The organism is Rhodopirellula sp. J20-39, from assembly GCF_057365095.1.
This window is the reverse complement of record NZ_CP195123.1, coordinates 1824918-1850229: the sequence shown is the minus strand read 5'-3', so window position 1 is coordinate 1850229 and position 25312 is coordinate 1824918. Positions and strand designations below refer to the sequence as shown.

The following is a 25312-nucleotide window of genomic DNA, read 5'->3' as shown; positions in this document are numbered from 1 at the left end:
CCCGGGGCAATTCGGCCCAGCGGCAAGCTGTCGCGGTACTATTACATAGGCATCGCTATTTGACAACGGCAGAAACCGCTACCGAACGCGTACGAGTTTGCCCGCCGGGATCTGCAAACGCTTAACCACCGGAGCGATCAGTTTGAGGAATCGTTCAGCGTCGGTTGGATAGCCCGCCGTTGGCACGAATTTTGGGACTGCAGTTTGCCCTCCCTTGGGCTCGGATTGTCCATCTGGCAACGGCGACGAAGCCAGTTGCGATTCGAAGTATTCGTTCAACGAACTCATCGCAACTTCGCGTAAATATTTTGCATGCAATGAACTCAGTGCGACTGGAACGAACCGGTCGCCTTTGACGGTGAAGTGCAATCGAACGTCACGGCCTTGGTACTGGGTTTCGTACACGCTTTGCTGCGCTGATTCCGAAACCACCTGCACGGGTGCCTCACCCAACGTTTGCTGGATCGGTCCGGCGTAGTACCGACGGCCTCCATGTCGGTCGAAAAAGATCTGCACCGATTCCTTGGCTGCTTTTTGAGCATTCTTGCCGTCAGCTTTCTTCAAGCCGCGTGACGCTTCGCCATTGCGAGCTTGGGCACCGTCGAGCGAACGGAGCAGATCCGCCGCCAAGCCGATGCTGGTTTCTCCCAGCAAGTCACTCTTGTTCCCCGACGATTCGCAGAACCGATTGAACGCCTCCGCGTCAACCATCCGAGCCTGCACGTCATGCAGTCGCCATGGGCAGTCGCCCCACTGCTTGATTGCGGCGATGCAATGATCGGCGGGAGTGAACGCGTTGTTCACCGCAGCGGGCAGCCGCTTGGCTTCCAACATCGAAGCAAGCCAATCAACGCTGGCCAAGCGGTCGTGGTCTCGCGGAATTAGCGTCGAAAGTCGTTCGGTCAGCGTGCCTTCGCGTCGGCCACACGCATGATGGGCGACCGAGACAATTCGGTGCAGCGTTGATAGTGAACCGCCATCCTTACCGCTGGATTTACTGCGGAAGATCTGCTTCGAATCGTCAACGCGAATCTGCCCTATTCCCGACGCAGCCGTGCCAACCTTGACCGGCTTGGCGATCGCCGAAAAAGGATCGGGGCCAGTGAACGCGTCAACGGATTGCCGCTCGCTAGGATCGAGCTCCTCGGCGTCCACGCTTCGCCATAGCGACGCCGCTACGACCAGCGGCCCTAGCTTGGGTCCGTAGCCAGCCTCGTCAATCGCGATTAACCACATTTCAAACTCGCCGGGTTACTTAAGCAGCTTCAGGACGGCATCGTGCAACTTCCCGTTCGTCCCAACACCATCGCCGCCGCGAACCGTTGCAGTGCCCTTCCAATCGGTAAACCGCCCGCCGGCCTCCGTCAAAATCGGTACCATCGCCGCCACATCCCAAGCATTGCACTTTGGATCTACCATCACGTCCGCCTTCCCAGTGGCCACCATCAGATAGCCGTAACCGTCACCCCACGTTCGCGCCAAAAAGCATTCCGATTCCAGCCGAAGATACGCTTCGGCATCATTCCGTTCCGCAAACGTCTTCACTTCGCTGGTCACGAACACGGCTTCGGACAATTCACTACGGTCCGAAACGCGAGCCGGCGACCACTGGCTCAATCCATCGGAATAGAAGCAACCTTGGCCCATCGCCGCGACAGCCGCTTGCTTCAACGCAGGAATCAAGATCACGCCGCCCAGTGGTTCGCCGTCCAGTTCCAACGCCAATAGCGTCGAATAAAGTGGCACGCCACAAATGAACGACTTGGTGCCATCGATTGGATCAACCGTCCAGCGGTAGCCACTTGTTCCGGTTTGCTCATCGAATTCTTCGCCCGCGATCGTGTCGCCTGGGAACTGCTCACCCAACAACTTGCGGGTCAACTGCTCCGCTTCACGATCGGCGATTGTGACTGGTGAATCGTCGCCTTTGCGATCAACGACCAGATCATCCGTGCGAAAATGGGTCAGCGTGTGGTTACCCGCGGCGATCGCGACCTCGATCATCGCAACCAGTCGCCCATCGTGCTGGGGCTGCCACTTGTCACAAAGCTGTTGTTTGGAAATCGCGTTCATCGGGCTGAGGCACTCGTCTAAAAAGTCGTGGAGGCAGGAGAGGTCAGTTTGCGTAACCTACCCGAACCCACTTCCGATTTCGTCCCCCCGCCTTTGGAACCAACGCTTCCTACGATTCTTCCCCCTGTCTTTCGTCTGGATTGAACCGAACGTAACGCCCGGCCCCCCTTTCTTGGACCTTTGCGAGTTCTTAACACTGTGCAAGCCAGACAAATGTCCTACAGTCCAGCTAATTCAAACAAACGCACCAACTCCATTTAACTTCGGCCCCAACCGCAGTGGACGAGGTTACGAGTCCTTTCCATTCGGGCTGAACCGTAAGGGACAAGCCCACGAGTCTGTTTGCGTTAGCAAGCCTACGAGACTCGTCGCCTCGCCCACTACCTAAAAATCAATTGCTTCCGAAGCACCAGCCGGATTCGTAATCGAGCGAATTGCCGGTGCCCAACCTCATCACGGTCATGCCAACGGAGCGTCACGAAGACGCTGTCATCGAGAACTGAAACATGAAGAACAAGACTGTCACGATCGTAGGTGCAGGCCCCGGTGGACTCGCGACCGCAATGCAACTCGCCCAGGCGGGCTGCGACGTGACCGTGCTCGAACGACGCGGACAAGTCGGCGGCCGAACATCGGCGATTGAAATCGATGGCTTCCGTTTCGACTCCGGCCCTACTTTCTTTCTGTACCCGCGCGTGCTCAGCGAGATATTCGCGTCAACGGGCCGGGACCTGATGGAAGAGGTCCCGATGGAGCGACTCGACCCGCAATATCGTTTGACCTTCGGTGGAGGCGGGCAACTGGATTGCTCCCCCGACATGGACGAGATGGATCGCCAGGTCGCCCAGTTCGCGCCTGCCGACGTGGGCCAACTTCGCAAATACATGGACGACAATCGCGTCAAGCTGCAGAAGTTCCGACCGATCCTGGAATCCCCTTTCAGCTCGCCACTCGACCTGCTTCGCCGTGCCGTCTTAGGCGCCGCCAGCAAACTGCATCCTTTCCGCAGCCTCGGCCAAGAACTGGAGCGTTATTTCAGCGATCCACGACTGGTGATCGCGTTCGCGTTCCAAGCGAAGTACCTCGGGATGTCGCCATTCAATTGCCCTAGCTTGTTTAGCATCTTGTCATTCCTGGAATACGAGTACGGCGTGTTCCATCCGATTGGTGGCTGTTGCCGAGTCAGCGAACGGATGGCCGAAATCGCCGAAGAGATGGGCGTCAAGATTCGGCTGAACGAACCGGTCGAGTCCATCGAACTGGAAGGCAACCGTCTGACCGCTCTGCGAACGGCTCAAGACCGATATGCTGCAGACGCGTTTGTCATCAACGCGGACTTCGCCGACTGGATGTCCAAGATGGTCCCCGACGATTTGCGGCGTCGATGGACGGACAAGGAACTGGCCAAAAAGAAGTTCTCGTGCAGCACGTTCATGCTATACCTCGGCATTGAAGGACTCTATGAGGACTTGCCTCACCACAGCATTCACATCAGCGAGAACTACGACCAAAACTTGCGTGACATCGAAACCGACCACGTGCTTAGCGAAGACCCGTCGATCTACGTACAGAACGCGGGCGTCACGGACCCCACGCTCGCCCCGCCCGGCTGTTCGACGCTGTACATCCTCGTGCCGGTCACGCACCAACATGAAAACGTCGATTGGTCCGTCGAGGCGGATGCGTTTCGCGAAAAGACACTCGACCAACTTGCGGCGATTGGCCTGGGTGACGTTCGCGAACGCATCAAAGTCGAACACCGGATCACGCCCGATGACTGGCAGAAAGGCTATGCGATTTACAAAGGTGCCACGTTCAACCTCGCCCACAACCTCGGCCAAATGCTGCACCGACGCCCCAACAATCGTTTCGAAGAACTTGATGGGGTCTATCTAGTCGGCGGCGGCACCCATCCTGGAAGCGGCTTGCCAGTGATCTATGAATCCAGCCGAATCAGCTCCCGCTTGTTGCTCGAAGATCTCGATATTTCCACCGACTTCATGAACGTGCCCACGTCCTAACGGTTCCCAGCCGACAACAAACAAGCGACCGAATCAAACGGTGACAACTGAACTGCGTTCCCGAACCGCTTTGGCTGGTTTGGAACACGGGCGTGAAAGCGTGTCTGTTCTGTTTTCGGGGCAACCAACGCGTTTCTGCGATTTCGGCCCTCGGCCCTCGGCCCCACGTCCGCTAGAGCACGTCCGCTAGAGCAAGTGTGCTAGATCGCGTCTACCGCAATCGCAACCGTGCCGTCCTCGACGAAATCGGCCTCGCCACTTAATCTGTCCCGCTGCGTCAGGTCACCGGCTTTCGGTAAAACGCTTCTCAACCGGCGAATTCCGGGACAAGTGCAATCTGACTCAAGCTCAGCGACTCGGCGTCCCGGAACCTCCGCCCCTCGCCGCAACGCTCCCCAACGCCTTCCCTCCCACCTCATTGATCGAGTCCAGTGTCTTGAAAACGCCACCGCATCAGCAACGCAAAGCGGCGATGGCCTTCATCCTTCTGACGCTGTTGATCGACATCCTTGCCATTGGGATCATCATCCCCGTGTTACCGGAACTGGTCAAACAGTTCGCTGGCGGTGACACCGCGATGGCAGGTTGGTATGTCGGCATCATCGGCGCCACCTATTCGATGATGCAATTTTTCTGTGCCCCTGTGCTGGGTGCGTTATCAGACCGATTCGGACGCCGCCCCGTCATCCTGGCTTCGCTATTTGGCCTTGGCGTGGACTTCATCATCACCGGTCTGGCGACGTCGATTGCCTGGTTGTTTGTCGGCCGCTTCATCGCCGGCGTCATGGGTGCCAGCTTCTCGACGGCCAACGCCTACATCGCCGACGTCTCGAACGACGAAAACCGGGCCAGGAATTTTGGCTTGGTCGGCGTCATGTTCGGCCTCGGTTTTATCATCGGGCCAGCGTTGGGTGGCCTACTGGGCGGCTATTCACTGCAATTGCCGTTCTTCGTTGCCGCCGGATTGTCGCTGGTGAATTGGCTGTACGGCTTCTTCATCCTGCCTGAATCGTTGCCGGTGGAACAACGCAGCTCGATTTCATTGTCGGCGATGAACCCATTTGGCACCCTGGCCCGCTTACGAGCCTATCCAATGGTTGCCGGCTTGGCCGTCGCGTTCGTCTTCAGTTCGCTCGCCCAGCGAGGTCTTGAAAACGTCTGGGTGCTCTCGATGGGATTCCGGTTCGGCTGGGACGAAATGACCAACGGACTGACACTCGCTTTAGTTGGCTTGATGGCGATGATCGTGCAAGGCGGCTTGGTTCGCCCCGTCATCCGCCGTTTTGGTGAACGCCAAACCGCAATCATGGCGACCGGCGTCGCTTGCATTGCCTTCATGGCATACGGCCTTGCGACAAAGGGCTGGATGATCCCTTGCATCGTGGTCTTTGGTTCGCTTAGCGGATTGGCTGGCCCCGCGATTCAAAGCCTTGTCAGTGGAACGGTCACCAGCAGCGAGCAGGGCAAAGTCCAAGGCGCGTTGACCTCGTTGTTAAGCCTGACCAACATCATGGCCCCGCTGATTTTCACGGCCGGCTTGTTCAGCTACTTCACTCACGAAGAATCGCCGCTGCGTTACGCGGGTAAACCGTTCGCCGGTGCCCCCTTCGTGTTCGGGTCGTTCCTGCTGGCGATTGCGATGATCGTGCTTTGGCGAGTGCTCAAACGCTTCCCCGCTGAAACGCCGCAAGCCAAACCCGAAATTGAAACAGAACTCCAACCCGCCCCAGCAACTACGTCCAACGGAAAATAAGCAATGCGAGTGCTGGTGACGGGATGCAGCGGTTTCCTAGGAAGTGAAATAGTTCGTCAGTTGATCGACCGGGGCGATGATGTCGTCGGTCTGTCGCGACGCGAAGTCCCGTCGCTGGTTCAAACGGGAATGACCCACCATCGCGGCGACCTCACCGATCAAGCCTACGTCGATCGCGCCGTCGCGGATGTCGACTGCGTAATCCACACCGCCGCCGTCGCAGGCGTCTGGGGCCCTTGGAAACACTTTTTCCAAAACAATGTCATCGCGACTCGAAATGTCATCGCGGCATGCCAAGACTCCGGTGTAACTCGGTGCATTTACACAAGCAGTCCGAGTGTGACCTTCGACGGCGAACACCAATGCGGGATCGATGAATCCGCACCGTATCCCAGTCGCTGGATGTGCCACTACCCGCACACCAAAGCCATCGCCGAACAAGAGGTCATCGCCGCGGACACGCCTGGCGGTTTACGAACACTATCCTTGCGTCCGCATCTGATCTGGGGCAATGGAGACCCGCACCTTTTACCTCGCGTACTTAAGCGAGCCAGATCAGGTCGCTTACGGATCATCGGCGACGGCACCAACTGCATCGACACCGTGCATGTGACCAACGCAGCGGTGGCTCACTTGGCGGCCGCAGATGCCCTCGGCTCCCGTCCCGAAAACTCCGCTGGACGCACCTATTTCATCACTCAAGACGAACCGGTCGATTGCTGGGAGTGGATTTCCAAACTGTGCCAGCGGTTCAACGCTCCACCGCCTAAACGGCGAATTTCCTACTCAGCCGCCTACGCGATCGGCGCAACACTGGAAACCGCTTACCGAATGACTGGCCGCTCCAGCGAGCCACCCATGACTCGATTCGTTGCCGCTCAATTGGCCAAAGATCACTACTTCGACATCACCGCCGCAAAAGAACGCCTTGGTTACCGGCCCGTGGTCTCCATGGCCGAAGGCCTGCAAAGGCTATAACGCTTGATAGATCTGCTGAACCCTAAGACGTGTTGAGATAGCAGACTCTCGTAGCAGGCTCCAGCCTGCCGAAGCGCCCATCCCGATGGACCAGACGGACCAACGGCGTCACTAACCTGCAATAAGACCAGCATCAGTACTCAACAACAGTAGACATGGTGAAGTGGACTGAGCTTCCGGTCGGAATGCGCCACTCAAGAAACCCCGCCCCTTGGAAGCAGCCGAGCGAAGCGAGGAGGAGGGCGAGTCTCTAAGAAGCTGCTGTTATTGGCAGGGATCCCATGCTGAGCCCTCACCCTCACATTCGCCTGAACGGCTCTGCTCGACCTCACCCCGCTTCGCCGGGAGAGGTTTGGACACCACGATATCCCAGCCAAACACGCTTCATGACAAACCCCGCCCCCTGGGAGGGGTCGAGCGAAGCGAGGGGGAGGGCAAGTCTCTAGGAAGCTGTTGTTATTAACGGGGATTCAGTGCTGAGCCCTCACCCTCACATTCGCCTGAACGGCTCTGCTCGATCTCTCCCCGCTTCGCCGGGAGAGGTTTGGACACCACGATATCCCAGCCAAACACGCTTCATGACAAACCCCGCCCCCTGGGAGGGGTCGAGCGAAGCGAGGGGGAGGGCAAGTCTCTAGTTGGCTGTTGTTATTAACGGGGTGAGGTGGCCTGGGTTTTGGGGGCCACGTGAGTCCTTAAACTGAAAGGAACTCAAGGAACCCCACGTACCACGAAAGACCAAGCCTTCAGCCAATCCTGAACGACGTACCTATACAGAAGAATTCAAACGTGATGCAGTTGCCATGCTGCTCGATGGTCACTCAGCGAAACCAAATATCCCTCAACGAACAGTTCCAGCGAATCAAACGCGTGCCGATGCATCAACAACGTGGCGGTAGACTTCCGCCGTTTGCTTGGCCATCGCATGATCGCTGAAGCTTTCAGCGTGTCGACTCGCTGCGGCTTCAGCCATGGTTTCCCAGTCGTAAGCTCCCGTAACGAGCGACTGAATTTGATCGGCAAGTGAGACCGAATCACGAGGTTCCGCAAGCAAGCCTTCGGCCCCATGCGTGATTGCTTCGGGCGTCCCCTCAACTCGGGTCGCGATCACAGGAACGGCGGCTGCCATTGCCTCCAGGACAACCATGGGCAACCCTTCGCCGAACAGGCTCGGCAACACCATCGCGTCCAATCGAGCCAATTCGCTCGGCACGTCATCGGTGAACCCAACCCACTCAATCTGATCACTGATCCCAAGTTCGTGAATTTGCTCTTCGATCTTTTGGCGATACGCTTCAGTTTCAAATGGGCCAATGCATCGCAGCACGACCTTTAGATCACGCTGCCGCAATTCAGAAAGTGCATCCAGGACCACTTCGAGTCCCTTCCGGTTTCGCATTAACGCAATCATCCCAATCGTCCACGGCTCCCCAACAACGGGCCATCGCTCGCGAGCAGGCCGAACCGCGGGCACCCCGTTGTGAACGACAGTGATTTTCTCCGGTGCGAATCCCTGTCGAATCAGGTCTTCCCGAAGGCTATTGGACACGCAAATTAGATGCGAACAATTTGACAGCGACTTGCGTTCGATCCAGGCATTGATGCGATTGCTCAGCATACGTTCGCAATCGCGGGAAGCCGGACTATGAACATGATAGATCCACGGCACACCTGTCTTCCAAGATGCCATCGCCGCCAACATGGCTGTACGAGGCGTGTGTGCGTGCATGATTTCGTAACCACCGTCAGTGACCACATCGGCGAGTCGCTTTACCGCAAACAGATCCGCTCGCCCACGCATTGGCAAGCGTTGGCACTTGCCCCAGAACTCGGTATCCGTGTCGAGAGCGTTGCCAGCCTCCTGCCGATCCGATTTGGCCTGGTCACGCTGCTCCAGCATCTCAGCAAACCGACCTGGCTTCACGCATGCAAAATCGGCGATGACCTGGTTGTTAGGCAGACAACGTCCCAAGTGTGACTGAACCCGTTCTGCGCCCGAGAAATGCTCTCCGTTGACAACATGCAACACCCGCAGAGTCTTCACCGACTCGCCTACCACGTCGTTAACTGAACCGTCAGCGGCGGGCTTGACCAACATTCGCACGGTAGCGGGACAATCGTCGTTGACGGCCACAGGGTTCGCGAACGGATCAGCTTGAGTCGGGATCATGGCAAAGCGGCAGAGCGTTGAAAGTGAGCCACCCGTGCCAAGCACGAGTGTGGAATGATTTCACTTCAAACGTGCGTCACAAACACTCGCCAAGCGGTGTAAAGAAGACCTGCCGGCGTCGGGGCTTTCATGCCAACGCAGCACCCTACCGGTTGCACCGGTTATGCGGCCTAGCTGAATCAAACCAAGCTCCCGCCATTTAGTTGGCGGAAGCCGTTCTTGCTAAGCTAGCTTGTGAATCAAGCCTATTGTTGGTCAAGCTCAACTGGGCGGTTGCCCAACGTGACCCTCAACTCTTGCTCGTCTCCGTCACGCCGAATGACGAGATCCACTACAGCACCGGCATTTGCGTTGCCGACGATTCGCATCAAATGGCCAACATCGGTGACCTCTTCGCCATTCGCACGACGGATAATATCACCGGCTTGAACCCCAGCATCACCCGCCGGGGAATTACTTCGGGCAACCCCCAAAACCAACGCACCTCGCATACGAGTGTTATCACCGATCAGCATTTCATCGGGAACCTCTTCCAGACTGACGCCAAGATAACCACGCTGCACACGGCCGGTTTTCAAGATCCGCTCATAGATTTGCTTGGACAAATTACTCGGGATCGAAAAGCTAACACCCTGGTAAGTATCGCCAACGATCGCAGTATTGATTCCCACCAAGGTGCCCCGCGCATCAACCAATGGGCCGCCACTGTTTCCTGGGTTCACGGCTACATCACTTTGCATGAAATCTTGATAGCGACCACTCGAGCCATTGCGTTCGCCTGCACGCACCATCCGGTGCTTGCCGCTTAGAATTCCAAATGTCACTGTGCGATCCAGCCCAAACGGACTGCCGACCGCCCATACTGGCGACCCAACTCGCAACGCGTCACTGTCACCCCAAGTAATCGGCAACAACTGACTTGCTTCGATCTTCAAGACGGCCAAATCGGTCAGCGGATCGGTGCCAACCACCAAGGCAGGTCGGCGCCGACCGTCCGACAAAGTCACCGAAATCGACTCGCCATCGATGATCACATGACGATTGGTCAGAATGTAACCTTCCTCGCCAACGACCACGCCACTGCCTTGATCGGATAGAGAAAATAGATCGCTGCTGAGCATACGGTGCACTTCCTTTTCTTGCTCCGTCGCTTTTCGCTGCACGTCGATGTGAACCACGCTGGGCCCAACCGCCGAAGTGACCATTTGATAGGCGCGATTGATCGAGTCCAATGACACATTCTTCAAGCCATCCGAACCGGTCTCGTATTCCGCTCGTAACTCACCACGATGCCATGCGTACCGGATCTCTTCGACAATACTAGGAACGCTAAAACGAGCCACTGCCAACATGATCAACATCGATAACAAAAGCGTCAGGCTTTGCAGCAACGGATGTCGACTGCCAGACTCAACCGGTGCGGCACCCACCGGAACCTCGGTCGTGTCCGCCGCGCTCAATTCATCCGCGAGTGAGCTTCCCGCGTTGTCAGCAGCATCTGAATCCGCTGGCATCTCTTCAGCCATTGATTCACTCGCTTTACCGCCGTTAGCAGGGCTGGGCGTGTCGGCTTGCAACTCTTCAAATTCAATATCCGGTGCATTGTCTTGCAACGGCGGTTCCGTCGACGGCGGTTCAGTCGACGGCGAGAACGCGGACAATCGAGGAGGCTGAATTGGCTGCGGCCCGACGGATCGGTCCATTTGCGACGACCGATTGGCTGTCTCTAGGTCGTCGGACGCCATCTGATTTCCGTCTCTCGGAACCGACATCTCATCCGACGGAATCGACATCTCACCTGGCGGCAGCAGGGGCTTTCCCGGCGGAATCGGCACCGAAGTCCGAAATGCTGTCAGTCGCGGTGGAGACTCGTCCCGCATGGGTGCCGTCCTTATTCAAATATTCACATCAGATGATTTCAATTTGATTGTAGCGAGTAATGCCGCACTGGCCATCACTTTTTGTGCAAATAGGCCCCGCTATTACCGCCTCATCGCTGCAACATGGTCGATTTCCACGCAGTTTCCCTGATCCGCACCCATCGCCAGGCCCGCCTTACACAGCCTTTTCACTCGAATTGTTCGTTGGTTTTGGTGTATCGAGGGCCTCCCATTCGCCCAATCGGCCTAATTTGATCCAGATTCAGACCGCCGGCTTCGTCCAAAACTCGGTCGTCGACATAGATCGAAAGGATTTTCCCGACGACCAAATTTGCCCCGCCCGGCCCCACCCCGAGCTGCATCGCGGTCAACAATTCACACTCCATCGACGCAATCACGTCGCGGACGCGAGGCGGTTTGACAAGCTCCGACGGTGTTTTCTGGGTTCCCGTCAGGATGAATTCGTCCTCGTCGGGCGATACATCCGTCGCTGACTGCTTCATCGCCTCGGCGAACGACTCCGTCACGACATTGACCACAAACTCACCGTTGGCTTGAATGTTCGCCAACGTGTCTTTCACGGTACCGTCACCCTTGTTAGCTGGACAAAACATCAACGTTGGCGGGTTAGCACCGACGCCGTTGAAAAAGCTGTACGGTGCGAGGTTGCAAACACCGGCGGCGTTGACCGTCGACACCCAGGCAATCGGACGCGGAGTGATGGTGGCTACCATCGCTTCATAAAACTGACGGACCGATACTTGGTCCGGTTGAATATTCATCAAGCATTCTTCATGGGTGAAAGTCAGTGCGAATCGGGTCGGCCGCGTTCTTTGCTAAGCCGTTCGATACGCCGGCGGTGATGCAGCAACGTTCGTAAAATATCAAATCCCGCCAGCACTAAAATGGTCAGCAGCACCAGCATCGCACTCATCCAGCCCGCGATCCACCAGTCTCGGTTTTCCGGCGTGGCCAACGTCGCGACTAGAATCAGTACACCGCAAAGAAAGAACAAAGCATTAACAGCTCGCCGGGCCCGCCTGCGACGACTGCGGTACAACTGATCAATCGGCTCGTTGAGTTCATCGTCAGGCCATCCCATACGTTCGGATCGAAAAAGCCAAACTGAAAATGCCATCAACGTGATCGACAAAATCAAGCCGCCTGCAAACATCACTGGTTCCTCAATAGCAAAACACTAGTTTCCCGACTGCTCGACCAGCCACTGGTGGACCACCCAAGTTACCGCCGCCAAACTGGCTCCGCTGCAATTCTCAGGAATGTCCTGGGTGGTGTGCCAATACTGAGGTGCACGAAACCCTGGCCGCGGATAATCAAAGTCGATCAAATCCGTCGTCGGAATGCCAGCGATTTGATTCAGTGGCAAATGGTCGTCCCGAATCTCCTGCATCCGAGTACGCGGCACAAACGCTCGCACGCCCAACTTCTTAGCCGTCGCCCAAATCGATCGCGTCACGTCACGTGCGTACCGCAAACTATTGCGTTCATACAACAACTGCAACTCGCGATCACCAACCATGTCCAACAAGATCCCAGCTTGGTATGGAACCGGCGGTGGCGAAAGCCGGTACTGCTGTGCGAAGAACGTTGACCCTAGAAAGAACTCGTCACGGCTTTCGTCGAAGATGAATTCCTCAGCGTCAAACAACACCACGTCCACACCAACGTCATCCGGCAATGCAGAAAACTGATGGCTCATCTCCATCCACGCCGCCACCCCGCTAGCGCCATCGTTCGCTCCTAAGAAAATTCCACGAGGGTCGTTCCGATCACGATCGGGATACGGCCGGGTGTCGTAGTGGGCACACAACAGAAATCGATTCGCTCGGTTCGGAAACCAAGACGCAATCAAGTTCGACATCACGACCGGCTCGCCCGTTTCAGGATGCCGGATCGTTTCGTTCTGCAAACGCACCTCGGCGCCATTCTCTTCAAAGAATACCGACAAGTACTGCTGCTGCTTCACGAACGCCTCGCTGCCGGTGGGCCGAGGACCAAAGTCGCACAACGTCTGCAGATACCCCATCGCACGGTCGGCTGAATAAATTGCTGGAATCGGCCGGACCGTCAACTCCAGTGGGCGATCCAAACCTCGGTTGGTCGACCGATAGAAAGCTACCGCTCCACCAACCACCATGCCGATCACCAACAGCGGCCACCAGCGACGCAGTCCTGACTTCGACCGCGATGATCGCGACTGAACCTTGGACGGATTCGCGGCTGAGTGGTTTTCAGGATCCTTCTGCCGGGGCGGACCGTGCGAACGCCTCACCACGCCAGGTTGCTCCGAAACACTCATTGCACGACTCCATCACCAACAAAACCCGGACAAAACGGGCCGCCAAAAAACCGGCACTCCCACGAACCGAATACCCTAGCGAACCGGCGAGTGTTTCGGTAGAGTTTGCGGTTCGAAAGCGACGAGGTCTCGCACCCCACGGTTTTCGACGGGATGTGGCTCAGCCTGGTTAGAGCGCTGCACTGGGGGTGCAGAGGTCGCAAGTTCGAATCTTGTCATCCCGACTCGCAGAAACACCGCGAATAACGATATTAAACTGCCCTGAGACTGGAGCTCGGAACGGCGTTTTCCTACGAGTGATTTTGGACAGACTGTCCAAAACACTTCGATCGGAGACCCTTTCGATGAAGATTCCGAAGTACTCAAAGCATTCTTCCGGCCAAGCTCGTGTCCGTCTCGGCGGCAACACTTTCTATCTTGGTGCCTACGGCTCCAGGGAATCTAGAGCCGAATACAACCGTCTCGTCGGCGAGTTCATCGCCACCGGTGGCGTCGTCATCTCAGCGGATGCGAGAGGCGACCTCAGGCTCTGCGAGGTGTTCGCGGCCTATCTGGGCTGGGCCAAAAAAAACTACGGTAAGCAGGCGACCGAGTTCACCAAGGCCAAGTTGATCATTAGGAGAGCCAACAGGCGGTACCGAGACACAGAGGCGAGCGACTTCGGCTATCGGCAATTCGAAGCGGTTCGGCAGGCGATGGTCGATGAAGGTCTCACGAGAGGCTACATCAACGAATCCACCGATCGACTGGTGAGGATTTTCAAGTGGGCTGCTTCGCGGGAACTGATCGCCCCGTCAGTTCCGCAAGCTCTCGGGATGATTGAGCGGCTCAAGAAACGCCGGACCACCGCACCGGACAATCCCGGCATCAAACCAGTTGAGCTGGACATTGTGGAGGCGACGTTGCCATTTGTGGGTGACATCGTGGCCGACATGATCCGGTTTCAGTCGGTCGTTGGTTGCCGGCCTGGAGAAGTCTGCAAGATCAAACCCAACATGGTCGACAGAAGCGGTGAGGTCTGGGAGATACATCTGGAGGAGCATAAAACAGAGCACCACGGGAAAACCAGGACTCTCTACGTTGGGCCCAAAGGGCAGGCGATTCTGACGCCTTATCTATTGCGGTCGGCTGATCAGCACTGCTTTCGCCCAGTCGATTCAGAGCGGAAACGCAGGGAAACCGCGACGGAAGCTCGCAAGACGCCATTGAGTTGTGGCAACCGAACCGGGACCAACCGGAAGGCGAGGCCAAAGCGATCACCGAGGGAGTTCTACGACAAGGACAGCTACCGCAAAGCAATCCATGCTGGATGCGACAAGGCGTTTCCGGCACCGGCACCGCTGGGGCGGCAAGAAGGTGAAAGCGATCGTGCACGGTGGAGAAGATTAACCAGCGAGCAATCCGATCAACTCAAGGCTTGGCAGTCTAAACACCGCTGGAATCCAAACCAGTTGCGTCACTCGTTCGGGACCCAGATACGCCGGGCCGAAGGCATTGAAGTGGCAAGCATTCTCCTTGGCCACAGCGATGTTGAAGTGACCAAGGTTTACGCGGAAGCAGATCGTCAGAAAGCCATCGAAGCAGCACGGCGGGTCGGTTGAGATGGAGCCGCAACAGAAACCGCAACCGTGCATTTCATGTGGTGTAAATCGGGCAAGGTTGCATGTGGCGTGGAAGGAATGGCTCTGCCTACGGTGTGCTCTGGTTCGCTTCAACGCGATCTGGACGGCAGCGAAGAAGCCTCAAGAAATCAAGCTAAGTTCAAAACGTCATCAAGCTCGGTGACGTTGGTTGGTGGTCTCTCGGTGTCGTGCTGAACTGGGCGTCCCTACTTCATTCTGGCAGCACGGTGCAGAGGCTTGAAATGACGGTTAGAGGATACGATGACCAATGCTTCGATGTGATTTGTCAGAGTTGCCATGGTTTCTCACGCAATCGCTTAGATGGGACCATGTTCTATGAGCAGTGGCAGCTTCACCTCTGCTATTCGTGCGCGGAGGAACGAACACTTGATTCGTTCCAGGACCGTCTTTCCGGTGATGGGCCCAGATCAGATCCGTGGTCATTGAGCGAAGCGGTTCAGTTCGCGATTGAGAACGGGTGTGAGACTGCTGTCGAGCGACTGGCGATGGCCGAACGTGTGCATGCCTGCCTGGATGAACTCGGTAGCCTGTTGGTGTGTGAGCCAGATCATCTTGGAGCCTACCACGTGTTCGAGATGGCGGCCGAAAGTGCAGAGCGTTTGGCCTGCAAGCATCGCGGTACTGTTCGTCGTCAGGTGCAACGTGCCTTCCGTGCAGAGTGTCAGGGTTTGTCGAATGATGAACTACGGCAGGCCGCTGGATCGCTGGCCGGTTGCCAGGACGGGACTAGTACGATGGAGCGATACGACAAGCTCGATGTCATCAGGGAAGAACTCGCAAGACGGGAGGTGTCATAGACGCAGGGCGGCGGGCGATCAGTTCAATGATTCGTTCGCACTCTTTCACATATGCCACCGTGGCACACAGAACAAAAGTTGGGGGTGGGGTACGCCCCGGTTCGGCCCCCTGGCTCGCGATGCTGTATTTACATTACCCATCGGGAACGCTCAACAATTTTGCGTTTGGGGAGTTCTGGAGACGTGTTCCCAGAACATCATTCGATTGAGTTGCCCTATCAATCTCAGGACGGTTTGGCCGTTTAAATCCGTCCGCTTCTTTTGGTTGCACGCGTCGACAATCTCTACGCAAGCATAGAGATATGACACGTTGTCATGCCGTTATTTCCTATAAAGAAAAACTCCTTCTTTTCGGCATTGCAAGTATTGTATCTTTTGCGTAGATGCCCATGATGTTGGTGTAGTCAGCACCGGAAACCAATAGGTTGAAAATCAAATCATGGCTAACGCAGAAAAGATGATGCCGATCGGAGATGCGGTAGAAAAAGTTACGGGGCGAACCTGGAATAGCTCGACATATTGGAGATGGATGCATCCACCAAAGGGGCCAGCCCTGGCGTTTTGTGTCATCGGGGGAACGCGATTGACAACAGTGTCGGCTGTCAGGGAATACATGGATGAGTGTACCAAAGCGGCATCCCGTCCACCTGCGGGAAGCACTCGACGTTCTCCCGCTAAGCGTCAACGCGACATCCGACGCGCGCAACACGCCCTTGAGCGGGAGGGTGTTTGATGATAGCCGCGACATCCCAGCCTCAAGCATCAGTCAATGATGATCAGGAAGCGATGGAGCTAATGCGAATTTTCTCGATCGCTGGAGATGCATTTCATTCCTGGCACGAAGAATCTCAACGCGGTGTGAGTCTCGAGTCCAGCGATGCCCGAAAGCGACTCGATGCATTGCTCAACGATTTAGCGGCGGGCAAATTCCCTACTACGTTTCCACCAGAGAACAGGCGGAATGAACACACAACTTGATTCCCAAAATCGTGCGACCCAGCGGGTTGGGCTTGCTCGACTTAATCAGCAAGTGAACGCGCAGCAACAGCAGGCTGCGAAAACTCCAAGCCCTCTGCAAAGAGCCCTGAACGGGAGAAAAGCAAACGCCGCTGGCAGGCTAGCAGACCAAATTGCAGCCAATCCTCTGGAATCGCAAGTGCAAGCCAGCCCACTGCGTCAGGCAACGGCTCAGAGACGGGCCAACACACAGGCGTCCCTTCAGCAAACTCAAGCTCGCCTTGCATCGCCCGCATTTGGGCAGGTTTCGCCGCCAGTTCAAACGCTCAACGACTACAGCAATCTACAGCATCAGGCGGGGCCAAGTTTGCTCGCGCAATCGGCGGGTGTGGGGCCTGCTGGTCAGGCGTCGATCATGCCGGTAGCAAACCAATTTGGTCACACCGATCAGTACAACATCACGACACGTCGCGGCGTCTCGACTCCCGGCCCCTCAATGGGAGATCAGGGAGCGATCGATGCGGCCTATGCGGCCCGCCATGCGAACCACCAGATGCCACGGTTCGGACAGGTTCAGCGAGACTCGTTTGTCCCCGCCGGCGAGGAGCCGATCATGCGGTCAGTGGACGGTTCTCGCACACTTTCGGAATTGTTCCCATCCGCCAGCAACGCTGGGGACCGAGCCAAGTTCGAAGCGTATCGGGAGAGCCGGGCGGATCGCCGAGCAAACGCCCGGGCGATGAGGCAAGAGCAGCTCGCTCAACAGAAGCAAGCCGCCCTTGCTCTCCAGAACCAGACGCCTGTGATCAATGCGTTCCAGAACCCGATTGCCCTGGAAGCGATGCGGCGAGATCCGACGTTGGCGTTCGGCGCGGTTAACTCCCTTAATGAAGCTCTCCAAGGACGACAGCGATTGCAGTCAGACAGGACTGCCACGGTGGCATCTCAGGGGTTGCGAGAGCGGGAGCTTGGCTTGCAGGAGGCGTTGGGGACCGGTCAGTTGGAAGTCGATCGAATGACGGCCGAGGCGAACGCTGCCCGGGCGCAGGCGGAAGCGAACGCGATTGGCGATCCAGCGAACCGTCAATTCCAGAACGACATGGACTTGTTTACCGCGGCGTCTGACGTCCCTGGCATGGAGGATCAGGCCTCGGCGTTGTTCGACCGGATGAATGGATCCGAACAACCGGCCCCGGTCGCTGGGGATAGCTCGCAGCCTCCATTGAAGCCTGTTCGCCCAGGCGACGACGGGTCGGTTGATTTCGCTCATGCCGAGAACATCGTCCGCGAATTGCAAGCGCAAGGCCTCGAGGGCGATGCTCTGGTCGCCGAGGCTGCGAATCTTGGCGTGAGCATCAACACGCTTCACCAGATCAGCGAGAACGCTCCTGGATCGATTGGACAGTTATTCGGTTCGCTTGGCAGTGCGTTTGGCTTCGCCCCTGGTCACGAACGCAACATGCGGTTTCACCAGACGCTCGGAGATGCCCTCGGCGTTAACCCCCGCATCGGACCGAGCAACCCACCGCTACCGCCTGGAGCCACTCCGAGATTCTACAACCGCAGGTAGCCTCACCGCGACGACAACCGATCAATGATGTGCCACGGTGGCATATTTCCAATTCACCGAAGTTCCCCCTTTCACGTGTGAAGCAATGACCCAAAGACACCTCAATCGAAAGGATGGTTTGCGATGCAAACGAAGGAAACAGCCGAAGCCGTAAACGAAAAAAGCCCCGGCCAGGACAGCAACCTGGAGCGAGGCGAAGATTCAGCGAGCAGCTTGAATCGAGACGACCGAGTTATCGCGGACGCGCCCCGCGATACAGCCTCACACGAGGTTCTTCTGTCTCGCGTGTTGATCGATGACACTCTGCAAGCTCGTACAGCGATCGACGAAGCAACCGTGGCGGACTACTTGCGAGTGGCGGCTGACGCGTCAGACGATGGCAACCCGTGGCCGTTTCCGCCCGTTCAGATGGTCGGCGGATATCTGATTGACGGACACCATCGGTACGAAGTCGCAAATCGTCTTGGGTACGAGACAATCCTTGCGAATGAGCATCCTGGAACGGAAGAGGACGCGGTTCTCGCAGCGGTTGCTGCCAACTCTAGCCACGGCCTGCGTCGAAGCCGCGAGGATACCCAACGAGCGATCCGGCTAGCTTCCCACGCGTGGCCCGATCTTTCGGCAAGGGAGATTGCGCGCCGCGTTCGGTGTTCACCTCAGACGGTTCTCAATCTTCGTAGCCGGGAAGCAGCGAGTGATTCAGTGTCCAACTTGGACACCACTGGACCGTCGCAAGAGTTGACGTTGCGCGAGGCAATTGCTGGCCTGGGATTTGGTGAGTTTCTTTGCCAGCGATACCTCGGTGATACCGGGCGGGCTTGCATGACCGCAGTTGGGCCGATTGAAGACGGCCGCGGATATCGGTTGCTTCTTGTGTCTGGCGACGACACCCAATTAATCGATTGTATCGACGCGGACGAAGCCGCAGAGGCCATCGAAGACGCTCCTGACGCCTGGAGCAACCAAGCGTTGAACTCGCCGTTTGTCGTGCTGGGCGAGACCCTAGCTGCGTAGCTTTCACAATTGATCCCATCGCCAGGATTGAGCCGGGCGATGCGTCTATTCCGAGGGAGCCACCAATAACAAAACCCGCCCACCCAAGTTTGGCGACGAGGGGCGAGCGGGTTCGGAGATTAAGCTGTGTCAGTATCGCACCGCTCGCGGGGCTATCAACCGCGACCATTCATTCTTCCATGTGATTTTGATCCGTTTGCCATCCTGCCAACTGCTCTGCATCGGCGCGCTGACGACGCCCGCTACCTGGTTGGATTGATTCAACGAAAACTCGCTTACGGCGACACTGATCATCGTGGCCGGGTTCCACTGATGGGCAAGTACCTGAAGCGGATCATGAATTCCGACAACTACAAGGCGGTCATTGATTGCCTGATCGAAGGTGGTGTCATTTGCCGGGACCACTACGCGGTTGGCGATCAGCCCTACAGCTATTGGTTGGGGGACCAGTATCGAGGGAATCATCACATCCGAGTCGATGCCACCGATAAGCGATTGATCAGAGCTCTTGAAAGGTTTCATACCGAACGGGCGATAATCCAGCGATCGCGAATGCGACCAGTCCATCGTCATCTGCAGCGTGTGCAGTACCAACTCGGCATTGACGGCGAAGCTGCCCGAGCAAGCTTGCTGGGCTTGCCGAAAGGCAAGAACGCTTTCGATTCACAGGGGATACTTGTTCGCGACTTGCAGCAAAGGCTGATGCACTTTTCAGTCGGAAAATACGGGCGAGTGGCAAACTCAGTCACGAACCTTTCACGGCAGATCCGGCCAGCCCTGCATCACAGGGGCGAGCCACTTCATGGGATCGACATTAGTTGCTGCCAGCCAGCTCTGTTAGGACATCTAGTCTCTCAGGAGCACAACGGCAGGACCAGCCAACAACCCAACCAGCACAGGCAAGGAGGAGGAGAGAACGCAACCATATATGATTCCGAAAACACCCCCAGAAGTGCCACAATGTCACATGAAGACCGAGAAAGCCTGGATCAGTTTGTCTCACTGACTCAACGCGGCGAGTTCTGGGAGTTTGCCTTGCGAGACTTCGAGGGAGTGTCACGCGACGAGATTAAACGCCGGATGCTCTGTGATGTCTTTGCCAAACGCAAAGCCAACAAGAACGGGGCAGAGTATCATTCGGCGTTCGAGGACTGGTTCGAGCGAGTGTTCCCGCCGGTCTACCGGTTCATTCGGTCGGTTAACAAGGATGGATGGGAGCATGCCAACCTCATCCGCGAGCTACAGCGGGCTGAATCGGGATTGGTCATTGGTCAAGTTTGCGAAAGCCTGCGCGTTCGCCATCCCGAGATGTTTGTTATCAGTTTGCACGATGCGCTGTATTCGACCGAGGCCAATGTGCCGACGATCCGAGCGGAATTTGAAAGGGTGTTTAACGCGAACGGCTATCCGATGGCGTTGTCGCCAGGCTAAGCGAACGAGTGATTTGCTACGATCTATCGCTATCACGCGGGCCCCCAGTCGGAGCATTGGGGCTGGTGTTCCGCTGCGGTGGCTTGCTGACGACAAATAGACTGTAGCGTGCAAAAAAGCCGGCGATACACCAAACCCAGTCGTGTTCGCTGGAGCGAGTTGCGGGTTCACCAATTGTTGCTAAGGAATTCGGCTCGGCGTGCCAGTACGGCTGATCACGATTGGTCATTCGGAAGTGCTTTGACTCTCGGACGCATCCAGCTAATGATTCTCGTCGATAGATCGGTCGAGCACCAATTCCTGCTAGTGCCATATCCAGGGGCCTGGAGCCTAAACCTGTCAAGAAACATTCCATTGACTCTGCCCGCCTTCTTTCGGAATTCCTGCTCAAGCAAGGCAAATGGCATTGCGAATCCTCGTTGTGGTTTGTTGGTGAATGCGATGATTCGTTGCCAAGTATCTGGATCAGGCGTGTGCAATTTATCCCGCCAATTGGCGCCGCTAGCGCACTGAAACAAGAACAGAGGCCTTCCACCCCATGTATCAGCGAAAGGGTTGACGCAAACAACGTCCAACTGCTCTTCATTGCTTTGCTCAGCTAGCCAGGTCTTAATGGCACCGCTGATCTCTGCTTCTCCAAGTTGCTGACTTACCTCTCGCACAACATCGCTAATCTTTTGGGCGTTGCCGGGGGCCCAGCCTGTTCTAAATGCTTGCCAACCGAGTGCATGTAGAGACTCTACCGTCAATTCCTCGAACAGGCTTCCCTGCTCGGTATAGTCGCTGCCGAATTGCCTTGCCCAGCCTTTCATCCACACCTGGGTCGCAAGCAACAAACAAAACGAATAGGCGGGACACTTGTTCCAATCGCTATTTCGACAGATAGTTCGTCCTTCAACATGAAATGCTGCACCATCTCCCATGGACTTTTCTCGGCGTCCGAGTTCAATCCATGCATCTGATACGACTTCGAGAGCGAAGTCCTGCTCGTTGTAAATTAGATTCTCACAAAGAATGTCCACGACATCATTCTGCGAAATCTCCTCTTCTTCGAAGATCACGCTTGATTCAATCCAATCTGTCAAAATGTCACGTTTGACATTGTGAGCTTTAACAGATAGCTGGAATCCCTTGTCCGGTAGTGCAAGCATTTCAGCCTTCTTCCTCGAGCTCTTTGCGAATCAGAGGGAAAAGTTCGAGCAACTGCTTTACGTCTGCACCTAACCGACGAACCGCGGCCCTCAATTTTCGAGATTTCTTGTGATGATGAGCAGTAGCCAACGCCTCTTCTACCTCGTCTGCTGCCCGTTCGATATGTCGAGTTGTTTCTGCTTCTGCTCCCCCTGCCATGCGAAAAGCGGTCTCAAACACAGGCTTCTTGGTACGTTCCAGGTACGCGACTGCAGCTGGGCTCTCAAGAATTTCACCGAAGTTGTCCGTTTGTCGTGAGTCTCGGACAATGGGGTCAACTTCTTCATTGCCAAAAAGCCAAAGAGCGAAATTTGCGAGTTGGGCTAGCTTGCTTTTGGGTACTGGCGATTGGGCGGAATCGGAATCCGCAAAGATGTCTACATCAAGGTATTGCCTGACACCTTCGGTGCGTAAAGAAAGGTACAGCACACTAAATCTATCCTCGACCTTTTCAATGGCGATTTGATCGCTTTGACTCTCCATTTGTAGCAACATGCGATACGCAATGTAGTTCTGACGGACAGTCGGAGTCTTGCTTCCGATCCGGCGAGTCACTTGCTCATATGTAAGCTTTTCTGTGTCAATTAAGTGAGCGATGAACTCAGCCTTCTCTGCCGGATTCCATTCTTTGATTCCACTCACATGGCGAAATCCTAGGTACGCTTGAACTTCCTTTCTAGTTTCCGCCAAGACGTACGGGATTTGCTTCAAACGTTCCATTGAATCATCCGTGGCCTTCGATGCAATTGCAGCCCACCTTTTGCTGACGCTTGTCTCATCGCGATGAGCTTTCCAAAGCATTTTTAAAGCAGCAAGCCGTCGGTTGCCCTCGACGACGATAAGCTCACTTTTTCCCGCCAGCTTTTCTTTTACGACGACAACTGCTTCTTGAGTCCAAAAGCCACTTTCGATAAATGAGACAGCGAGTTCTTCGAGAACGGCTTCAGACTCCATCCAGCGCAAGATTTCTTCTTGTTCTGGATTGCTATTGACCATCCGTCTTCCAAGCCGCGGATTTACCGGGTCGAGGAAGAGTTTTTCGACGGACTCACGCTCTATTGTTTCGCTAATTGTCATTTAGGATCACGCTGCAGAAAGGTAAGTTTTGTGTTTCTCGTGGAGCAACTCGCGAGCAACCATCTCTACAAGCCTAGCATTCACCGCGTTCCCCAATGCTTTGTAAGATTGGGTTGGGACTTTTGGCAGGTGACGCAACTCATCCATGCTCTGAAGCCTGCTACATTCCCTTGGCGTCATATATCTTCGTTCCCAGCCGATGATCGGTATCTGACTCATGGTCATTGCTACCAGTGAGGGGGCTGTCGTCGGGCGTTTGACCCGTACTCCAGATGCTCGGAACTGGATGACGAAGTTCCAAATGTCGCGATGCTCTCCCTTGCAATTCCACTCGAACTTCTGCAGGCTTGGTGGGAAGGCTCGAAGCGATTCGAGCCATGGTTTAATCCACTTCTTATTGTTCCGGTAAAATTGTCTGTTCTGTCGGATAAATCGCTGCTTCCAATGTGGGAAGGTTCCCGTTTCGGAACGAGCGTGACTAGGGACATGCTCCAGGATCTCGCTACGCCTTCGGTACGCTAGGGTGCACCCGAAGCTCCCACGGTGATTTCTGAGCGTCGCAAGTGGAACGCGGTGGAGACTTGGGTATTTAGTGAAAGGGTATGTTGCGCCAAATTCCATCGCCCAAATCGGAAACGACGGCAGCTGGATGTTTGCCGGAGCGAATTCTAAAAATTGGCCCCAAGCTTCAAGGCATGCTGTCGCCTGATCCGAAAGCAATTTTGCTTCGGGTGGGTTGTTGTCGAGGACTTGATGGATGCTTGGCTCACCCTCTACGGGGTCTGGCCATCTAAAGTCGTCGAGGCTCATTCTAGACCCGACGATGATTAGCCTTTGCCGAATTTGTGGAATTCCAAACATATTGGGAGATAACACCCGTGTCTTGACGTCGTAGCCGCAGCGAGTCAGCTGTCGACGCATCTTCGACCACGTTCGCCCCCCATCGTGTCGTTCAAGGTTTGCAACGTTTTCAAATATGAAGTATTTCGGGCGGTGTGACTTGAGGATCCGGAGCACATGCCCTGCAAACAAGTCCCCCCATAGCTTGCAGTTTGTCCCAAGTTGCTCTCCTGCCTTCGAAAACGGTTGGCATGGGAATCCAGCGCACAAAACGTCATGAGCTGGTACATCGCTGGAATGGATTTTCCGCAGGTCTCCAGCCGGCACGATTCCAAAATTTGCAGCGTAAACCTGCTGCAGGTTTGGATTGCTCTCACTGGCCATCACGCACTCATGCCCCAGCCGGCGAAGCGCGAGGTGAAATCCCCCGAGGCCAGCAAAAAGATCGATAAAGCGGAGGTGTTGTTTTCTGTGCATCGACGTCTAGCAAGTTTTTGAGAAGTTTCACGATTGGCAACGGCGTAGTCTCGATTGATGCTCTCCTTGCCGTCAGTGGCGTTTTGAAGAGGTGCCGCTCGCGTACTTTTTTATCGGACGATCAGCTTAGAGACTTTGTAAGTCTGTTCGGATTATGCGGGTTTTCCGGCTCGACGGTAGTCGGCAAGCTGTGAGGTGAGCTTGACAAAGACGTGTGTTCGTTGAGGCTCACACCGAGAGCCGAAACACCATCGCACCTCAAAAACGCATCAAATCCCTGTTGCTGAGCGTTTTTCTTAAACGGGCAACTAGTATGCGTGGCGAATCTGCGAACAACTTGAGGCCGAAAAGGCTGGGCAGGCTCAAAAAGCGATTCAGCCACCTCTTGAACGCGTGAAACCAAACTCAGCGGCGATCGCACCCGCAGTGTCTGGATCCGACCGAAATAGCTCGATGGTCGCACTGATGCGAGCTTGTCGAGCCTCTTGTTTCAATTGGTCGTCCGACAGAGTGGCAGCATCGGTGATAACGTCTGGGTTCTGTTCCAGCCATTCAGTAAGGCAAACAAAACTCTCACACGCCCTAACTCGCTGGGCCGCTGTTCCTTCGCGAAGTGCTGAGGCCCATTCTCTGGCGATTCCTTCCGATCCACCGAGTTCATCCCAGAGACGACCAACTAAAGACTCGATCGACCAGCGTTGTCTCTTGGCCCGGCAGATATCCGACCAACCCTTGAGCATCGCTTGCCGGCGTTTCGTCCTCTTGCTTCGCTCTCGACGATCCTTCTCGGATTGCCATCTGCATTCATCACAGATAGCAAGACGATGCTCTGAACCATCTTTTCGTGAATGAAGGCGAAAGCATCCAGCAGGAACCCAGACACGACAACGAGGACACTGACGCACCGGAGTAGCAAAGGCCGTTGAGGCGGATGCATCAACGCCGATCGGTGCGACTGAAGCCGATGGAGTGACCGGAGATGGGGCACGGATGCGGGGAGATTCGTTGGCGGCGGGGGCCGGGCGTGCGCCGCTTCGTGTGGCTGGAGCGATCATGGCTCAAGTATGCCACCCGCAAAAACATAGAGCAAACCAATTCCGCACAACTGCCACCGTGACAC

22 protein-coding genes and 1 tRNA gene are annotated in these 25312 nt (G+C 55.9%); 11 read left to right on the top strand and 12 right to left on the bottom strand.

Annotated elements, in window-relative coordinates; genetic code table 11:
• Positions 1 to 78: 78 nt before the first annotated feature.
• Both ACR3ZL_RS06670 and hisN read right to left on the bottom strand, forming a co-directional pair.
• Entirely contained in the window at positions 79 to 1236 is a 1158-nt protein-coding gene (locus ACR3ZL_RS06670; protein WP_473648660.1) for a hypothetical protein, read from the bottom strand.
• A gap of 15 nt (positions 1237 to 1251) precedes the next feature.
• Positions 1252 to 2073 (bottom strand): histidinol-phosphatase, encoded by an 822-nt coding sequence (gene hisN / locus ACR3ZL_RS06665; RefSeq protein ID WP_473648661.1) that lies wholly within the window; start codon positions 2071 to 2073, stop codon positions 1252 to 1254.
• A 506-nt stretch (positions 2074 to 2579) separates the two neighbouring features.
• On the opposite strand from hisN, the gene ACR3ZL_RS06660 reads away from it, so the two are divergent.
• The 3 genes from ACR3ZL_RS06660 (at position 2580) to ACR3ZL_RS06650 (ending at position 6825) form a co-directional block, all read left to right on the top strand.
• Complete coding sequence (locus ACR3ZL_RS06660) at positions 2580 to 4094, top strand: phytoene desaturase (RefSeq protein WP_473648662.1); 1515 nt, start codon at positions 2580 to 2582, stop codon at positions 4092 to 4094.
• 436 nt (positions 4095 to 4530) lie between these two features.
• Positions 4531 to 5847, top strand: a complete 1317-nt coding sequence (locus ACR3ZL_RS06655) for a TCR/Tet family MFS transporter (protein ID WP_486173306.1) — start codon at positions 4531 to 4533, stop codon at positions 5845 to 5847.
• A gap of 3 nt (positions 5848 to 5850) precedes the next feature.
• Entirely contained in the window at positions 5851 to 6825 is a 975-nt protein-coding gene (locus ACR3ZL_RS06650; protein WP_473648664.1) for an NAD-dependent epimerase/dehydratase family protein, read from the top strand.
• A gap of 862 nt (positions 6826 to 7687) precedes the next feature.
• Here ACR3ZL_RS06650 and ACR3ZL_RS06645 read toward each other — a convergent pair.
• The 5 genes from ACR3ZL_RS06645 to ACR3ZL_RS06625 all read right to left on the bottom strand — a co-directional run bounded on the left by ACR3ZL_RS06645 (position 7688) and on the right by ACR3ZL_RS06625 (position 13195).
• On the bottom strand, positions 7688 to 8995 hold the full coding sequence (locus tag ACR3ZL_RS06645; protein WP_473648665.1) for a glycosyltransferase family 4 protein: 1308 nt from the start codon (positions 8993 to 8995) through the stop codon (positions 7688 to 7690).
• Positions 8996 to 9240: 245 nt separating this feature from the next.
• On the bottom strand, positions 9241 to 10875 hold the full coding sequence (locus ACR3ZL_RS06640; RefSeq protein ID WP_473648666.1) for a S1C family serine protease: 1635 nt from the start codon (positions 10873 to 10875) through the stop codon (positions 9241 to 9243).
• A 188-nt stretch (positions 10876 to 11063) separates the two neighbouring features.
• The gene (locus ACR3ZL_RS06635; RefSeq protein WP_473648667.1) at positions 11064 to 11657 is read right to left on the bottom strand and encodes a flavin reductase family protein; all 594 of its coding nucleotides are present in this window, start codon (positions 11655 to 11657) and stop codon (positions 11064 to 11066) included.
• A 23-nt stretch (positions 11658 to 11680) separates the two neighbouring features.
• Positions 11681 to 12049: a hypothetical protein gene (locus ACR3ZL_RS06630; protein ID WP_473648668.1), complete on the bottom strand. Its 369-nt coding sequence runs from the start codon at positions 12047 to 12049 to the stop codon at positions 11681 to 11683.
• 24 nt (positions 12050 to 12073) lie between these two features.
• Positions 12074 to 13195, bottom strand: coding sequence for a M28 family peptidase (locus ACR3ZL_RS06625; RefSeq protein WP_473648669.1), 1122 nt, complete (start codon positions 13193 to 13195; stop codon positions 12074 to 12076).
• Between the two features lie 149 nt (positions 13196 to 13344).
• On the opposite strand from ACR3ZL_RS06625, the gene ACR3ZL_RS06620 reads away from it, so the two are divergent.
• From ACR3ZL_RS06620 to ACR3ZL_RS06590, 7 genes are all read left to right on the top strand, one after another.
• Positions 13345 to 13419: transfer RNA gene (locus ACR3ZL_RS06620), tRNA-Pro, on the top strand.
• A 120-nt stretch (positions 13420 to 13539) separates the two neighbouring features.
• The gene (locus ACR3ZL_RS06615) at positions 13540 to 14796 is read left to right on the top strand and encodes a tyrosine-type recombinase/integrase (protein ID WP_473648671.1); all 1257 of its coding nucleotides are present in this window, start codon (positions 13540 to 13542) and stop codon (positions 14794 to 14796) included.
• A 263-nt stretch (positions 14797 to 15059) separates the two neighbouring features.
• Positions 15060 to 15635 (top strand): hypothetical protein, encoded by a 576-nt coding sequence (locus ACR3ZL_RS06610; protein WP_473648672.1) that lies wholly within the window; start codon positions 15060 to 15062, stop codon positions 15633 to 15635.
• A gap of 439 nt (positions 15636 to 16074) precedes the next feature.
• Positions 16075 to 16368 carry a DUF1580 domain-containing protein gene (locus ACR3ZL_RS06605; protein WP_486173305.1) on the top strand — a complete coding sequence of 98 codons (294 nt, stop codon included), beginning with the start codon at positions 16075 to 16077 and terminating at the stop codon, positions 16366 to 16368.
• Positions 16368 to 16613: a hypothetical protein gene (locus tag ACR3ZL_RS06600; RefSeq protein ID WP_473648673.1), complete on the top strand. Its 246-nt coding sequence runs from the start codon at positions 16368 to 16370 to the stop codon at positions 16611 to 16613. The genes ACR3ZL_RS06605 and ACR3ZL_RS06600 overlap by 1 nt, the downstream gene beginning before the upstream one ends.
• A complete protein-coding gene (locus ACR3ZL_RS06595; protein ID WP_473648674.1) occupies positions 16597 to 18162 on the top strand; it encodes a hypothetical protein in 1566 nt (521 codons plus the stop codon). Before ACR3ZL_RS06600 ends, ACR3ZL_RS06595 begins: the two co-directional genes overlap by 17 nt.
• Positions 18163 to 18285: 123 nt before the next feature.
• Complete coding sequence (locus ACR3ZL_RS06590) at positions 18286 to 19176, top strand: hypothetical protein (RefSeq protein ID WP_473648675.1); 891 nt, start codon at positions 18286 to 18288, stop codon at positions 19174 to 19176.
• 129 nt (positions 19177 to 19305) lie between these two features.
• On the opposite strand, the gene ACR3ZL_RS06585 is transcribed toward ACR3ZL_RS06590, so the two are convergent.
• Entirely contained in the window at positions 19306 to 19743 is a 438-nt protein-coding gene (locus tag ACR3ZL_RS06585; protein WP_473648676.1) for a hypothetical protein, read from the bottom strand.
• Positions 19744 to 20136: 393 nt separating this feature from the next.
• On the opposite strand from ACR3ZL_RS06585, the gene ACR3ZL_RS06580 reads away from it, so the two are divergent.
• Complete coding sequence (locus tag ACR3ZL_RS06580) at positions 20137 to 20607, top strand: hypothetical protein (RefSeq protein ID WP_473648677.1); 471 nt, start codon at positions 20137 to 20139, stop codon at positions 20605 to 20607.
• Positions 20608 to 20822: 215 nt separating this feature from the next.
• Here ACR3ZL_RS06580 and ACR3ZL_RS06575 read toward each other — a convergent pair whose 3' ends face one another.
• The 4 genes from ACR3ZL_RS06575 to ACR3ZL_RS06560 form a co-directional block, all read right to left on the bottom strand.
• On the bottom strand, positions 20823 to 21758 hold the full coding sequence (locus ACR3ZL_RS06575) for a hypothetical protein (protein ID WP_486173304.1): 936 nt from the start codon (positions 21756 to 21758) through the stop codon (positions 20823 to 20825).
• 1 nt (position 21759) lies between these two features.
• On the bottom strand, positions 21760 to 22875 hold the full coding sequence (locus ACR3ZL_RS06570; RefSeq protein WP_473648679.1) for a hypothetical protein: 1116 nt from the start codon (positions 22873 to 22875) through the stop codon (positions 21760 to 21762).
• A 6-nt stretch (positions 22876 to 22881) separates the two neighbouring features.
• Positions 22882 to 24192: a DNA cytosine methyltransferase gene (locus ACR3ZL_RS06565; RefSeq protein ID WP_473648680.1), complete on the bottom strand. Its 1311-nt coding sequence runs from the start codon at positions 24190 to 24192 to the stop codon at positions 22882 to 22884.
• A gap of 374 nt (positions 24193 to 24566) precedes the next feature.
• Positions 24567 to 24932, bottom strand: coding sequence for a hypothetical protein (locus ACR3ZL_RS06560; RefSeq protein WP_473648681.1), 366 nt, complete (start codon positions 24930 to 24932; stop codon positions 24567 to 24569).
• Between the last annotated feature and the right edge of the window lie 380 nt (positions 24933 to 25312).

Excerpts from the sequence above, each read along its gene's own strand:
- ACR3ZL_RS06605 (WP_486173305.1), top strand. The coding sequence starts at position 16,075 with ATGGCTAACGCAGAAAAGATGATGCCGATCGGAGATGCGGTAGAAAAA.
- ACR3ZL_RS06560 (WP_473648681.1), bottom strand. The coding sequence starts at position 24,932 with ATGCTCAAGGGTTGGTCGGATATCTGCCGGGCCAAGAGACAACGCTGG.
- ACR3ZL_RS06570 (WP_473648679.1), bottom strand. The coding sequence starts at position 22,875 with ATGACAATTAGCGAAACAATAGAGCGTGAGTCCGTCGAAAAACTCTTC.
- ACR3ZL_RS06660 (WP_473648662.1), top strand. The coding sequence starts at position 2,580 with ATGAAGAACAAGACTGTCACGATCGTAGGTGCAGGCCCCGGTGGACTC.
- ACR3ZL_RS06635 (WP_473648667.1), bottom strand. The coding sequence starts at position 11,657 with ATGAATATTCAACCGGACCAAGTATCGGTCCGTCAGTTTTATGAAGCG.
- ACR3ZL_RS06590 (WP_473648675.1), top strand. The coding sequence starts at position 18,286 with ATGCAAACGAAGGAAACAGCCGAAGCCGTAAACGAAAAAAGCCCCGGC.
- ACR3ZL_RS06565 (WP_473648680.1), bottom strand. The coding sequence starts at position 24,192 with ATGCACAGAAAACAACACCTCCGCTTTATCGATCTTTTTGCTGGCCTC.
- ACR3ZL_RS06600 (WP_473648673.1), top strand. The coding sequence starts at position 16,368 with ATGATAGCCGCGACATCCCAGCCTCAAGCATCAGTCAATGATGATCAG.
- ACR3ZL_RS06625 (WP_473648669.1), bottom strand. The coding sequence starts at position 13,195 with ATGAGTGTTTCGGAGCAACCTGGCGTGGTGAGGCGTTCGCACGGTCCG.
- ACR3ZL_RS06615 (WP_473648671.1), top strand. The coding sequence starts at position 13,540 with ATGAAGATTCCGAAGTACTCAAAGCATTCTTCCGGCCAAGCTCGTGTC.
- ACR3ZL_RS06575 (WP_486173304.1), bottom strand. The coding sequence starts at position 21,758 with ATGCTTGCACTACCGGACAAGGGATTCCAGCTATCTGTTAAAGCTCAC.
- ACR3ZL_RS06580 (WP_473648677.1), top strand. The coding sequence starts at position 20,137 with ATGTCACATGAAGACCGAGAAAGCCTGGATCAGTTTGTCTCACTGACT.
- ACR3ZL_RS06670 (WP_473648660.1), bottom strand. The coding sequence starts at position 1,236 with ATGTGGTTAATCGCGATTGACGAGGCTGGCTACGGACCCAAGCTAGGG.
- ACR3ZL_RS06630 (WP_473648668.1), bottom strand. The coding sequence starts at position 12,049 with ATGTTTGCAGGCGGCTTGATTTTGTCGATCACGTTGATGGCATTTTCA.
- ACR3ZL_RS06585 (WP_473648676.1), bottom strand. The coding sequence starts at position 19,743 with ATGGACTGGTCGCATTCGCGATCGCTGGATTATCGCCCGTTCGGTATG.
- ACR3ZL_RS06645 (WP_473648665.1), bottom strand. The coding sequence starts at position 8,995 with ATGATCCCGACTCAAGCTGATCCGTTCGCGAACCCTGTGGCCGTCAAC.
- ACR3ZL_RS06640 (WP_473648666.1), bottom strand. The coding sequence starts at position 10,875 with ATGCGGGACGAGTCTCCACCGCGACTGACAGCATTTCGGACTTCGGTG.
- ACR3ZL_RS06650 (WP_473648664.1), top strand. The coding sequence starts at position 5,851 with ATGCGAGTGCTGGTGACGGGATGCAGCGGTTTCCTAGGAAGTGAAATA.
- hisN (WP_473648661.1), bottom strand. The coding sequence starts at position 2,073 with ATGAACGCGATTTCCAAACAACAGCTTTGTGACAAGTGGCAGCCCCAG.
- ACR3ZL_RS06610 (WP_473648672.1), top strand. The coding sequence starts at position 15,060 with ATGACGGTTAGAGGATACGATGACCAATGCTTCGATGTGATTTGTCAG.
- ACR3ZL_RS06595 (WP_473648674.1), top strand. The coding sequence starts at position 16,597 with ATGAACACACAACTTGATTCCCAAAATCGTGCGACCCAGCGGGTTGGG.